At 66.9% G+C, this 13,539-nt stretch carries 8 protein-coding genes; 5 read left to right on the top strand and 3 right to left on the bottom strand.

The genetic code is table 11. The features are described 5' to 3' along the window. The first annotated feature begins 134 nt into the window (after positions 1 to 134). Positions 135 to 1,733 carry a hypothetical protein gene (locus BCL79_RS07110; RefSeq protein WP_121039206.1) on the top strand — a complete coding sequence of 533 codons (1,599 nt, stop codon included), beginning with the start codon at positions 135 to 137 and terminating at the stop codon, positions 1,731 to 1,733. Positions 1,734 to 1,753: 20 nt separating this feature from the next. Here the strand turns inward: BCL79_RS07110 and BCL79_RS07105 are convergent, their stop codons facing one another. Continuing rightward, positions 1,754 to 2,464 carry a glutathione S-transferase family protein gene (locus BCL79_RS07105; protein ID WP_183073693.1) on the bottom strand — a complete coding sequence of 237 codons (711 nt, stop codon included), beginning with the start codon at positions 2,462 to 2,464 and terminating at the stop codon, positions 1,754 to 1,756. A 114-nt stretch (positions 2,465 to 2,578) separates the two neighbouring features. Here BCL79_RS07105 and BCL79_RS07100 point away from each other — a divergent pair, with 114 nt between their 5' ends. From BCL79_RS07100 to BCL79_RS07085, 4 genes are all read left to right on the top strand, one after another. After that, positions 2,579 to 3,895 (top strand): retropepsin-like aspartic protease, encoded by a 1,317-nt coding sequence (locus BCL79_RS07100; protein ID WP_121039203.1) that lies wholly within the window; start codon positions 2,579 to 2,581, stop codon positions 3,893 to 3,895. Between the two features lie 105 nt (positions 3,896 to 4,000). Further along, positions 4,001 to 6,586: an ATP-dependent chaperone ClpB gene (clpB, locus tag BCL79_RS07095; RefSeq protein ID WP_121039199.1), complete on the top strand. Its 2,586-nt coding sequence runs from the start codon at positions 4,001 to 4,003 to the stop codon at positions 6,584 to 6,586. A 124-nt stretch (positions 6,587 to 6,710) separates the two neighbouring features. Beyond that, entirely contained in the window at positions 6,711 to 8,012 is a 1,302-nt protein-coding gene (locus BCL79_RS07090) for an O-acetylhomoserine aminocarboxypropyltransferase/cysteine synthase family protein (protein ID WP_121039196.1), read from the top strand. A gap of 211 nt (positions 8,013 to 8,223) precedes the next feature. Further along, positions 8,224 to 9,105 (top strand): AraC family transcriptional regulator, encoded by an 882-nt coding sequence (locus tag BCL79_RS07085; RefSeq protein ID WP_121039193.1) that lies wholly within the window; start codon positions 8,224 to 8,226, stop codon positions 9,103 to 9,105. 6 nt (positions 9,106 to 9,111) lie between these two features. Here BCL79_RS07085 and ybaL read toward each other — a convergent pair whose 3' ends face one another. Both ybaL and BCL79_RS07075 read right to left on the bottom strand, forming a co-directional pair. Beyond that, the gene (gene ybaL, locus BCL79_RS07080; RefSeq protein ID WP_088433889.1) at positions 9,112 to 10,815 is read right to left on the bottom strand and encodes a YbaL family putative K(+) efflux transporter; all 1,704 of its coding nucleotides are present in this window, start codon (positions 10,813 to 10,815) and stop codon (positions 9,112 to 9,114) included. 242 nt (positions 10,816 to 11,057) lie between these two features. Next, positions 11,058 to 13,451, bottom strand: a complete 2,394-nt coding sequence (locus BCL79_RS07075) for a TonB-dependent receptor plug domain-containing protein (protein WP_121039190.1) — start codon at positions 13,449 to 13,451, stop codon at positions 11,058 to 11,060. Positions 13,452 to 13,539 lie beyond the last annotated feature (88 nt).

Here is a 13,539-nt window from a genome sequence, read left to right as displayed (position 1 = left end):
AGCGGCCGGCACTACCGCGCGGTGCCGCGTCCCCCGTCGGCGGGCGTTTCCCGGCGTTCCATCCATGCGCCTGTTACTGGGGGCGGGGAGGCCCTACCATCGGCTACCCCCCCCTCCCCACGGCCGCCCTGCGCATGTCCGCCACTGCTCCCGTCCCCACCGGACGCCCCCGCTGGTTCGTTGCCGGCGATCTCAATGGTTTCTTCGGCCTGGTGGTCGACAATCTGTCGATCCTCGGCTTCATCGCGATGGCACTGGTCGGCATCTTCCAGTTCCCGGCCGATGTGGTGTTCGGCCGCATGTTCCCGGGCACCGCCTTCGGCGTGCTGGTCGGCAACGTGCTCTACACCTGGATGGCCCGGCGCCTGGCTGCGCGTACCGGCCGTGACGATGTCACCGCGATGCCGCTCGGCCTGGATGCGCCGACCAGCATCGGCATGGCGCTGCTGGTGCTCGGCCCGGCCTTCCTGGCTTTCAAAGGGCAGGGCCTGGCGCCGCACGATGCCGCCATCGCGACCTGGCAGCTGGGCATGGCCTCGCTGGTGATCATGGGCGTGCTCAAGGTAATCCTTTCGTTCTTCGGCGAAGCGGTCACCCGCGCGCTGCCACGTGCCTCGCTGCTCGGCTCCATCGCCGGTATCGCGATCGTGCTGATGGGCTTCCTGCCGCTGCTGGAAACGCTGCGCTCGCCGATCGTCGGCTTCGTCACGCTGGGCCTGCTGCTGTACGTGCTGATCGCCAAGCGCAAGTTGCCGATCCGCGCGCCCGGCGTGCTGGTCGCGTTCGTGTTCGGCACGATCCTGTATTACGGCCTCGGGCTTGCCGGGCTGGGTGCACCGGGCTTCAAGGTGCCTGAGTGGGTGCCGCCGCAGGTGGTGCTGCCGTGGCCGACGCTCGGCTTCATCGACGGCCTGCCGACCGCGATCACCTACCTGCCGCTGCTGCTGCCGTTCGGCCTGCTGATGGTGGTGGGCGGCATCAATGTCTCCGAGAGCGCGCGCGCCGCCGGTGACGATTACCGCACCCGCGACATCCTGCTGGTGGAAGCCATCGCCACGCTGGTGGCCGGCTTCTGCGGCGGTGTGGCGCAGACCACGCCGTACATCGGCCAGCCGGCCTACAAGCACATGGGCGCGCGCAGCGGTTACACGCTGCTGACCGGCCTGTTCGTCGGCATCGGCGGCATGCTGGGCGTGATCTCCGGGCTGGTGCAGTGGCTGCCGCTGGCTGTGCTGGCCCCGATCATTGTGTACGTGGCGATCGACATCACCACCCAGGCCTTCCAGGCCACGCCGCGCGAGCATGCCGGCGCGATGGTGCTGGGCTTCCTGCCCTCGGTGGCGTACCTGCTGGCGATCAAGGCCCCGGGCTGGATCGCACCGGAACAGCTGGCGGCGATGACCACCACCCTGGATGGGCATGGCCTGCCGGAGCTGGCGGTGATCTTCACCCTGGGCAATGGCTTCATCATCACCTCGATGCTGTGGATCGCGGCGGTGGTGGCAATGATCGACGGGAGGCTGCTGCGCGCCTCCGGGTTCCTGCTGGTGGCGGCGGCGCTGACGCTGTTTGGCCTGATCCACTCGGTGGACCCGCGCGGTGGCATCTATCTGCCGTGGCAGCTGGAAGGACTGCCGAAGATCATCAGCTGGCAGTTCACCGGCGCCTATGTGGCGCTGGCCGGGTTGCTGGCGTTGTTGTCGCTGCAGAAGCAGCCCTCAGAACGCGCGTAGCGCTCCGGTCGTGCTACGGATCATGCCTCGCCATCCAGCGCCGGGTAATGCCGGAAGATGCCGTTGGTGTTGAACGGCAGACGGCGTTCGGAGGCGAGATAGGCGGCGATGTTGGGCCGGGTTTCCACCCGGTCCTTCAATGCACGCAGTTGCGGCAGCGTCGGCCACAGCGCCTGCATGCGGCGCGGGAACATGTACTCCAGCCCGCTCAGCAGCTGGAACAGGGAGAGATCCACGTAGGAATGCTCCCGCAGCGGATGCCGCCCGCCGTTGTGCTTGAGCACGTTCTCGAAATAGCCCAGGAACTTGGGCATGCGCTCGCCGCGCATGGAGGCGGCGCGCGCCTTGGCTTCGTGCTTCTGATCCTCGTAGTACATCGACGCTGCGATCGGGTGATGGGTGTCGTGCACCTCAGCGACCAGATCGGCGATGGTCAATTGCAGCTGGAGTGCCTGCTGCCGCCGTGAACTGGCATCCGGGACGAGGCCGAGTTCCGGGCCCAGGTGGTCCAGGATCGCGCCGACCTGGGCGATCACCTGCCGGCCGGTATGCAGAAACGGAGGCGCGAATGGCTGCAGGCCTTCAACCTTGCCCTGCAGGTACGGCTGCATGACCACATCGCCATGGATGCGCGCCATGTCCGTGTAGCCCGCGCCGGCATCTTCCAGCGCCAGCCGCACGAACTCGCCGCGGCCCTGGATGCCGGTCCAGTAATACAGTTCGTAATGCATGCCGCCACTCCGTATGGAACCGACCTCCAGCATCGCCGGTGCTGCCGAAAGCAGGCGTGAGCGCAGCGTGGTTCCCGTGCTAGGGTCGAGCGGGCATGTTGATGGGAGTACGCGATGCGGAAGTGGGTCCTGGGCATGTGCGTGGCGGTGTTGCCGGCCACGGTGGCGGCCGATCCGGTGGCACTGCACGATGGGTTCGGCTACAGCGATGCGGTGCTGCGTGCGGAACTGACCTCGTTGCGTGAGATGAGCGGTGCATCCGGTCCGCGCCGTCACCTCGGTGCAGCGGGCTACCATCGTGTCCGTGGCGAGCTGGCCGCCTCCAACCGTGCAGCACGCCAGTGCCTGGATGAAACCCGGGATGCACCGCCGGCGCTGCAGGGTCTGGCGTTCCTGTGCGAATCCACCCTCGCGGGCAATGCGCTGATCGAGGGCGATATCGCCGGATGGGCGAGCCTGATGCTGCGCGTGCGCGAGGACTACCAGCGCACCATCGTGCCGATGCTCAGGGCCGGCGATGAAGTGCCCGATGTCACCCGGCCGGCGTTCGCGTCCTTCACCACATGGCCGCGCAGCGCGCTGCCCGCAGCCGAGCGGGCGCAGGACGTGGCGGTGCCGATCCAGTTCAGCAATGAGTTGCCCTCGGTGACCCTCACGCTGCACGGCACGCGCGATGGCGCGCCGGTCACCCAAGAGGCCGCCTTCATCGTTGATACCGGGGCCCCGCGCTCGCACATCACCCGCGCGCTGGCCGACTCGCTCGGCCTGGCCGTTACCGAGGGCTTCGTGGTGTCGCGCATCGTCGAGGGCGATATCCAGCAGGCGGGCCTGGTGGCACCGATCGATATCGAGGTGGGTGGGCAGCGGGTGCGTGATGTGTCGTTCAACAGCGAAGCGGCGCGCGAGCTCAACCTGATCGGCCTGGACGTGCTGCGCGCGCTGGGGCGGATCACGCTCTCGCGTGAAACGCTGACGCTGCTGGGAGCACAGACCCCGGCCGCGTGCACGCGCCGGACCGTCTTCACCTCCTCGTTGTGGGGTCCCTTCCAGCAGGTCCGCTTTCCGATCCGGGGCCGCGAGAACAACCTGATGCTGGTCGACACGGGCTTCCATGGGGCCTTCCAGATGCGCGGCGCGCCGCGCTCGTCGGTGCCGGCCGCCGCGATCCAGCGCAGGAACGTGATCACCACGCGCGGTGCGGAGGACATAGAGTACGCGCCCGCCAGCACGCCACTGCAGGTCACCGATAGTTTGAGCGACATTGCGGTGGATATCGCGTTCCAGCCGCCGGATCTGTTCCCTTCGTCGTGGCGGATCGGCTACGGCGTCACCGGGGGCTACACCGTGGCACTGGACCTGCCCGCCGGTCTCGGCTGCCTGGTCCCGCAGCCGCCCGAACCGCCGCTGCTGGCCCGGCCGCCGACGGCCTGACGAACCCTGAATCGGCATCTCATCCACCCTTGAAACACGCCCCCGTAACCGCATTTCAGGGACAGTGCTGGCACGGCCAGCCCCGTTTACATCGAGGACAAGAACATGCGGATGGACAAGCTCACCTCGCGTTTCCAGCAGGCGCTGGCCGACGCGCAGTCGTTGGCCGTGGGCCGCGACCACAACATCATCGAACCGGTGCACGTGTTCAGCGCGCTGCTGGACCAGCAGGGCGGCAGCACGCGCCCGCTGCTGGCCCAGGCCGGCGTCAACGTGCCGGTCTTGCGCGAACGCTTGAATGAAACCCTGGAGGCCCTGCCCAAGGTCTCCGGGCAGGAAGGCAACCTGTCGATCGGCAACGATCTGAACCGGCTGCTCAACAACACCGACAAGCTGGCCCAGCAGCACGGCGATGCCTTCATCGCCAGCGAGTGGTTCGTGCTGGCTGCAGTGGACGATGGCGGCACCCTGGGCATGGCGCTGCGCGCCGCCGGTGCCGACAAGAAGAAGATCGAGACCGCGATCGACAAGGTGCGCGGCGGCGAGACCGTGCAGTCGGAAAACGCCGAAGACCAGCGCCAGGCGCTGGAGAAATACACCATCGACCTGACCGCGCGGGCCGAGACCGGCAAGCTGGATCCGGTGATCGGCCGCGATGAGGAAATCCGTCGCACCATCCAGGTCCTGCAGCGCCGCACCAAGAACAACCCGGTGCTGATCGGCGAGCCCGGCGTGGGCAAGACCGCCATCGTGGAAGGCCTGGCCCAGCGCATCATCAACGACGAAGTGCCCGAGGGCCTGCGTGGCAAGCGCGTGCTCTCGCTGGACATGGGCGCGCTGATCGCCGGCGCCAAGTTCCGCGGTGAGTTCGAAGAGCGCCTCAAGGGCGTGCTCAACGACCTGGCCAAGAGCGAAGGGCAGGTGATCCTGTTCATCGACGAGCTGCACACGATGGTCGGTGCGGGCAAGGCCGATGGCGCGATGGATGCCGGCAACATGCTCAAGCCGGCGCTCGCCCGCGGTGAACTGCACTGCGTCGGCGCGACCACGCTGGACGAATACCGCAAGTACATCGAAAAGGATGCTGCGCTGGAACGCCGCTTCCAGAAGGTGCTGGTCGGCGAGCCGAGCGTGGAAGACACCATCGCGATCCTGCGCGGGCTGAAGGAAAAGTACGCCGTGCACCACGGCGTGGAGATCACCGACCCGGCCATCGTCGCGGCGGCCACGCTCTCGCACCGTTACATCGCCGACCGCCAGCTGCCCGACAAGGCCATCGACCTGATGGACGAGGCCGCCTCGCGCATCCGCATGGAGATCGACTCCAAGCCGGAGGAGCTGGACCGCCTGGAGCGGCGCCTGATCCAGCTCAAGATCCAGCGCGAAATGCTCAAGAAGGAAAAGGACGATGCCTCGCGCCAGCGCCTGGCCGATCTTGAGAATGACATCGATGCGCTGGAGCGCGAGTTCTCCGATCTCAACGAAATCTGGAAGTCGGAGAAGGCCACGCTGCAGGGCGCGACCCGGATCAAGGAACAGATCGAACAGGCCAAGCTGGAACTGGAATCGGCCCAGCGCCGCCAGGATTTCGGCCGCATGAGCGAGATCCAATACGGGCAGCTGCCGCAGCTGGAAAAGCAGCTGGCGGCCGCGCAGGAAGTGGAAACCAGCGAGTTCAAGCTGGTGCAGGATCGGGTCACCGCCGAAGAGATCGCCGAAGTGGTTTCGCGCTGGACCGGCATTCCGGTCAACCGCATGCTGGAAGGTGAGCGCGACAAGCTGCTGCGCATGGAAGACATGCTGCACAACCGCGTGGTCGGCCAGGAAGAAGCGATCAAGGTGGTGTCCGATGCGGTGCGGCGCTCGCGTGCGGGCCTGTCCGATCCGGATCGCCCGAGCGGCTCGTTCCTGTTCCTGGGGCCGACCGGCGTGGGCAAGACCGAACTGTGCAAGGCGCTGGCTGAATTCCTGTTCGACAGCAGCGACGCGATGATCCGCATCGACATGAGCGAGTTCATGGAGAAGCACAGCGTCGCGCGGCTGATCGGTGCGCCCCCGGGCTATGTGGGCTACGAAGAAGGCGGCTACCTCACCGAGGCGGTGCGCCGTCGCCCGTACTCGCTGATTCTGCTGGACGAAGTGGAGAAGGCGCATCCGGATGTGTTCAACATCCTGTTGCAGGTGCTCGACGACGGCCGCCTGACCGATGGCCAGGGCCGCACGGTGGACTTCCGCAATACCGTCATCGTGATGACCTCCAACCTGGGCTCGCACCAGATCCAGGACATGAGCAGCGATGACAGCCCGGAGGCCTACACGCAGATGAAGGCGGCGGTGATGGGGGTGGTGCAGGCGCACTTCCGCCCGGAATTCATCAACCGCCTGGACGACATTGTCGTGTTCCATCCGCTGGACAAGGTGCAGATCAAGCAGATCGCCCGCATCCAGATGCAGGGCCTGGAGAAGCGCCTGGCCGAGCGTGGCCTGCGCATCGAGGTCAGCGACGAGGCCTTCCAGCTGCTGGGCAACGTCGGCTTCGATCCGGTCTACGGCGCCCGCCCGCTCAAGCGTGCCATCCAGTCGCAGCTGGAGAACCCGCTGGCGCAGAAGATCCTCTCCGGCGAGTTCCTCAATGGCGATGTGATCCGGGTCGATGCGGCCGAGGGCAAGCTGGTGTTCGTGAAGGGCTGAGCCCCGCGCGCGCCGGCGGCTTGATAACCGTTGGGCCTCACACCATGCATGTTTGGCATGAACCCCCGCTTCGGCGGGGGTTTTTTGTTCGGTATCGTCGGCATTCACCTGGAGACGATGCGATATGTCCGAACACGGCAGTCCCGAATCACAGTGGCGCGCGGAGACCATCGCGGTGCATGGCGGTTACCGGCCCGATCCCACCACCCGCGCGGTGGCGGTGCCGATCTACCAGACCGTGGCCTACGCCTTCGATGACACCCAGCATGGCGCGGACCTGTTCGACCTGAAGGTGCCGGGCAACATCTACACCCGCATCATGAACCCGACCACCGATGTGCTCGAGCAGCGCATCGCCGCGCTTGAGGGCGGCATCGGCGCGCTCGCCCTGGCCTCGGGCCAGGCCGCGATCACCTACGCGATCCAGACCATCGCCGAGGCCGGCGACAACATCGTCTCGGCCAGTGCGCTGTATGGCGGCACCTACAACCTGTTCGCGCACACGCTGCCGCAGTTCGGGATCGAAACGCGCTTTGCCGACTACCGCGACCCGCAGGCGTTCGACGCGCTGATCGATGACCGCACCAAGGCGGTGTTCGTCGAGTCCATCGGCAACCCGCGCGGTAACATCACCGACATCGAAGCGGTCGCGAAGATCGCGCATGCGCATGGCGTACCGCTGATCGTGGACAACACGGTGGCGACACCGTACCTGCAGCGCTCGTTCGATTTCGGCGCGGACATCGTGGTGCATTCGCTGACCAAGTACCTCGGGGGACATGGCACCAGCCTGGGCGGGGCGATCGTGGATTCCGGACGCTTCCCCTGGGCGGAGCACAAGCAGCGTTTCCGCCGCTTGAACGAGCCGGACGTGAGCTACCACGGCGTGGTCTACACCGAAGCCCTCGGGCCGGCCGCCTACATCGGCCGCGCGCGGGTGGTACCGCTGCGCAATACCGGCGCGGCGATTTCACCGTTCAATTCCTTCCTGATCCTGCAGGGCATCGAGACGCTGGCACTGCGGCTGGACCGGATCAACGCGAACACCCTGGCCGTGGCCAAGCATCTGCAGGGCCATGCCAAGGTGGCCTGGGTCAACTACGGCGCGTTGCCCGACCACCCCGAACACGCGCTGGTGCAGAAGTACCTGCGCGGCCACGGCTCCGGCGTGCTGACCTTCGGCCTGCCCGGGGGCCGCGCCGCCGGCGCGCGCTTCCTGGATGCACTGCAGCTGTTCACCCGTCTGGTGAACCTGGGTGATGCGAAATCCTTGGCCACGCATCCCGCCTCTACCACGCACCGGCAGTTGGATGCGGCCGAGCTGGAGAAGGCGGGCGTCAGCGAAGACACGGTGCGCTTGTCGGTCGGCATCGAGCACATCGACGACCTGCTGGCGGACCTGGAGCAGGCGTTGGCCAAGGCGTAGAGGTGGGACCCACGGCGGCCGGTGCGGGCCGGCCGCCGTGGGGGTTTTGCCATGGCGCCATGGATTCTCTGCCATGGGGGTAGGGCCGCGCATGGCGTGGCTCTACGCGCGGGGTTAGGATCGGCTGACGATCCCCCAACTGCGCAAGATCGGCCACGCGCAGGCGCGGGGCACGGCGCAGGCTGAGCATCACCTAGAGAGGGAGCCCGCCATGCGCCGCATTGCCCAGGTACGCCAGCGCCACGGTATCGATCGTGTCATCGCCCATCTGCAGGCGTGCTTGCGCGCTGGCGATCCCTTGCCCGATCTGGAGGCACTGGCCGCGATCGCGCACCAGTCGCCGTTCCACTTCCATCGCCTGTACCGCGCGCTGACCGGCGAAACGCCCGGGCGCACCGTGGCGCGCCTGCGCCTGCTGCAGGCGCTGACGCTGCTCGGTCAGGCCGAGAGCCGGGTGACCGAGGTCGCCTTGAACGTCGGCTATGAAAGCCCGCAGGCGCTGGCCCGTGCCTGTCGCCAAACGCTGGATGCCACGCCGAGCACGTTGCGTGAGGATGCCGGGCTGCGCAGCCACTGGCAGCAGCGGCTGTCGCTGCCGGCGGGCGATCACGCGGACGGGACGGTGCCGTTGCAAGTTACGGTGACCACGCTGGAGCCTTTCGATGTGGTGGCGCTGCGCACGCAAGGGGCCTTCGATGATCTGGATCAGGCCTTCGGCGAGATCTTCACCTGGGCGGCGGAGCAGGGATGGGCCGAACAGTTGCAGCAGCTGGTCGGCATCGCACGGACGGACCACCGCGACGCGCCGGCGCAGGAATGCGTGTTCGATTGTGCAATGGGGTTCGGGCGCCCGCCGCAGGCGCTACCAGCCCCGCTGCGTGCGCTGACGCTGGGCGGTGGCACGTATGCCGTGCTGCGCCATGTGGGCAGTTACGCAGGGCTGGAGGCCGCCACCGATGCGCTGCTGCGCGACTGGCTGCCCGAGAGCGGCCACACGCTGCGCGACGTCGAGCTGTATTACCACTACCTCGACGATCCGGAAGAGGTCCCTGAGGCGATCCTGCGTGCGGATATCTGCGTGCCGGTCGCGTAGCGCCCCTCACACCACTGGAATGCTGTGCTGCTGCCCCATCGTGCGGTACGGCGGGGTGGACATCACCATCTCCGCCAGCGAGTAGGCCAGTTCGCGCTCGGCCATCACCGTGCCATCGGCACCGTGGGCGAGCAGGTGCTTCACCTCGGCATCGCTATGCGCCCTTGCCAGCAGGGTCAGGCCGGGGTTGAGCGCGCGCAGCTTGGCCAACGTTTCACCGGCTTCCAGCGGCTGCGGGATCGCCAGCACGGCGATCTTGGCGCGCTCGGGATGCGCTTCGGCCAGCACGCGGTCGGAGGCGGCACTGCCGCGGATACCGGGCAGGCCGGCCGCGTGTGCTTCGGCGACGTGTTCCTTGTTGTCGTCGATGATCATGACCGGCACGCCCCGGTCGCGCAGTACCTGCGCCAGCGCGCTGCCGACGCGGCCGTAGCCGATCACGATGGCATGGTCGTGCAGGTCCAGCGACGGGCCCGGCGGCAATTCCGTCTCCACCGTGGTGGGGGCGGTTTCCTGATGCTTCAGCAGCCAGCGGTCGAGCAGGCCGAACACCAGCGGGTTGAGCATGATCGAGATCAGCGCACCGGCCAGCACCAGCGCCTGACCGGTCGGCGGCAGGATCCCCAGCGTCACGCCGAGGCCGGCAATGATGAAGGCGAATTCGCCGATCTGCGCCAGGCTGGCGGAAATCGTCAGTGCGGTACCGGTCGGATGGCCGAACGCGCGCACGATCACGAACGCAGCGGCGGATTTGCCGAACATGATGATCGCCGCGGTGGCCAGGACCTGCCACGGGTGCTCGATCAGGATGGCCGGGTTGAACAGCATGCCGACCGAGACGAAGAACAGCACCGCGAACGCATCGCGCAGCGGCAGTGAATCATTGGCGGCTTTGTGGCTCAGTTCGGATTCGTTGAGCAGCATGCCGGCGAAGAACGCGCCGAGTGCGAACGACACGCCGAACAGCATCGCCGAGCCGAACGCCACGCCCAGTGCGATGGCCAGCACGGCCAGGGTGAACAGCTCGCGCGAACCGGTGCCGGCGATGCGCTCCAGGATCCACGGAATCACCCGGCGCCCGACCACCAGCATCACCGCCACGAACAGGCCCAGCTGCACGAAGGTCCAGCCGATGCTGGCCAGCACGCTGCCGACGGTATGGGTTTCATTGGCCGCATCGGGCCCGAACACGCCGGCCAGGACCGGCATCATCACCAGCGCCAGGACGCAGGCCAGGTCTTCCACGATCAGCCAGCCGATGGCGATCTTGCCGCGCGTGGTTTCCAGCAGGCGCCGTTCTTCCATCGCGCGCAGCAGCACCACGGTACTGGCGGTGGCCAGCGAGAAACCGAATACCACGCCATAGATCACCGGCCAGCCCATCAACGCCGCCAGGCCCCAACCGAGCAGGGTAGCGACCAGGATCTGGCCGATCGCACCCGGGATGGCGATCGCTTTGACCTCCATCAGGTCTTTGAGCGAGAAATGCAGGCCGACCCCGAACATCAGCAGCATCACGCCGATCTCGGCCAGCTGGTTGGCCAGTGCCTGGTCGGCGACGAAGCCGGGGGTGAACGGACCTACGCAGATGCCTGCAATCAGATAACCGACCAGGGGAGACAAACGCAGCTTGTTGGCCAGCGCGCCGAAAATGAAGGCGAGCCCAAGGCCAACGGCAACGATGTTGATCAGGTCGGTGTCATGGTGCATCGGGGCTCGCAAAGAGGGGGGGTACCCCGATTTTCACCGATGCGGCCGGTCCGGGCAAACATCGATGGCCGCAATGCTGCTATGTCCCCGTGGTCAGGTCATGTGCTGTCCGGGACAGCCCGTGGGTTGAACGGTGAATGCGCGGAATCCCGGTTTCCTGCGGCCAGAACGCACATGCCCCGGCGAACCGGGGCATGGGGTTTATCAGGAGGTTGCCGGCCAGCGGCCGGCACTACCTTGGGTTACCACTTGTACGTCACGCGACCGTACACATAGGCGCCGTTGAACCCATACGGCGAGTAGTTGCTGTACGGCAGCATGCCCCAGGTGGAGTTCTGCAGGTCCACGGTGCGGTCCGGGTACTCGTCCAGGATGTTGTCCGCGCCCAGGGTCAGGGTCCAGTTCTCGCTCGGCTTGTAGCTGGCCGAGGCATCGAGCACCCACGAGGCGTCGTAGGTCTGGTCGCGCAGGGCGGTAGCCGAGTTGCGCACCGTGAACGAGCCGTAGCGGGTGGCGGCCAGGTTCAGGTCCCAGCGGTCCGAACGCCAGGTGCCGCTGAGGATGGTCTTGTCGCGCGGGTAGCTGTCCTCGATGCGGCCGATCTCGTCGCGGCCGATCAGCGACTGGGTGATGCCCAGCGCGCCGAACACCGCCGGCGAGGCGATGAACTTCTTCACCTCGGTCTCGTTGTAGCTGTAGGCGGCGGTCAGCTCCAGCGAGCTGGCGGCGAAGGGAATCGTGTAACTGGAGACCGCATCCACACCGCGGGTGCGGGTGTCCACGCCGTTGGTGAAGTAGGAGAACGCGGTGACGCCCGGCAGACCCAGGTTGGCCAGCAGCGCATTGGCGGCGTCATTGGTGGTGATGTTGGTCGACAAGACGATGCGGTCGTCGATGTCGATCTGGTACGCATCCACGGTCAGGTACAGGCGATCCACCGGCTGCAGTACCAGACCCAGGCTGTAGGAGGTCGAGCTTTCGGCCTTCAGCGGGCTGGCGCCCAGGGCCTGCGCGGCAGGGCTGGTGGTCGGGAAGGTGCCGCGTTCGACGAACACGCCGTTGATGATCGTGCTGGTCACCGCCTGGTAGCTCTGCTGGGCCAGCGATGGCGCGCGGAAGCCGCTCGACGCCGTGGCGCGCAGGGCGACCTTGTCGGTGAAGGCATAGCGCGCGGAGAGCTTGCCGGAGAACTTGTCGCCGAAGTCCGAGTAATCCTCATAGCGGCCGGTCACACCGGCGGAGAACTTGTCGGTGAGGTCGGCTTCCAGGCCGGCATAGACGGCGTAGTTGTCGCGGTCGGCATCCACCGCGTTGAGTGGGGTGAAGCCGCCGAAGCCCTGCGCACCGCTTCCGGTATAGGAGTTCAGTTCACCGGCGGACTGCTCCCACTTTTCCTTGCGGTATTCACCGCCGAAGGACAGCGTGACCGGGTAGGCCAGGCCCCAGTCCAGGGTCTTTGTCACATCGGCATTGACGATGTTCTGGGTGTACTCCAGCGCGCCATCGTAGAACGAGCGCGGGCTGTTCACGCCGAGCGCGTAGTTGATGCTGTTACGGGTGTGGAAATCGATCTTGTTGGCGCCGTAGTTGTAGCTGACGTCCCAGTTCCAGCCGCTGTCCGTATCGCCCTTGACCCCGGCGACCAGCGAGCGGTCCTTGGAGTACTGATTGATCTCCGGCACGAAGCCGTCCGGGTAGGTCTGCGCCAGCAGCGCGCCCTGGTTGCTGTTGTTGCGCGAGCGGTAGAACGCGAACGAGGTGATGTCGCGGTTGCTGGCCATCGCGGTGGCGTAGGCCGAGACGTGGTCGCTGAACTGGAAGCTGGCATTGGCCGAGGCCGCGGTAGCATCCACCTGCGGGTCACCGACCACGAAGGTGGTCTGGCCGATGTTCGGGAAGTTGCCCGTGTTGGGCGCGGTGCCCTGGTAGGGGCCGGCGCGGTTGCTCTCGTCCTGCTGGACGATCTGGCCGGCCACATGCACGCTGCCGCGGCCGTCGGCGAAGCCGATACCGGTGTCGCCGGAGAGCTGGTATTTGTTGCCGTCACCGGCCGAGTACTGGCCGGCATCCAGCGCCAGGCTGCCGCCGGAGGAGGACCCCTTGAGCACGATGTTGATCACACCGGCGATGGCGTCCGAGCCGTACTGCGCCGAGGCGCCGTCGCGCAGCACTTCCACCCGCTCGATCGAGGCGATCGGAATCGCGTTGATGTCCACGGCCGACGAGCCACGGCCGATGCTGCCGTTGACGTTGATCTGCGCGGAGGTGTGGCGGCGCTTGCCGTTGACCAGCACCAGCACCTGGTCCGGGGAGAGGCCGCGCAGCTGCGCCGGGCGGATGCCGCTGGTGCCATCGGTCAGCGCCGGGCGCGGGAAGTTCAGCGAGGGCAGGGCGCGGGCCAGCGCGGTGGCCAGCTCGGTGGTGCCGGTGGACTGCAGCGCCTCGGGGGTGATGATGTCGATCGGCGACTGGGACTCGGCCACGGTGCGGTCGGCCACGCGGGTGCCGGTGACGATGATGGTGTCCAGGGTGTTGGCCGCGGTGCGGGCAGGGGCGTCCTGGGCGGTGGCGGCGAAGCTGGACATACCGAGCGCGACAGCTACGGCGGCGGCGAGCGTACTGGTCTTGCGGTTCATCAGGATGTGGCTCCGGTAGTGACGGTGCTGCACCAAAGCGACATCACGACATCGAGGATCGGGTCAGCGAAGGCGGTTGTTGCGGTGC

It is taken from the genome of Stenotrophomonas rhizophila, assembly GCF_003651185.1.
Taxonomy (GTDB): Bacteria; Pseudomonadota; Gammaproteobacteria; order Xanthomonadales; family Xanthomonadaceae; genus Stenotrophomonas; species Stenotrophomonas maltophilia_Z.
This window is presented reverse-complemented; position numbering and strand designations above follow the sequence as displayed.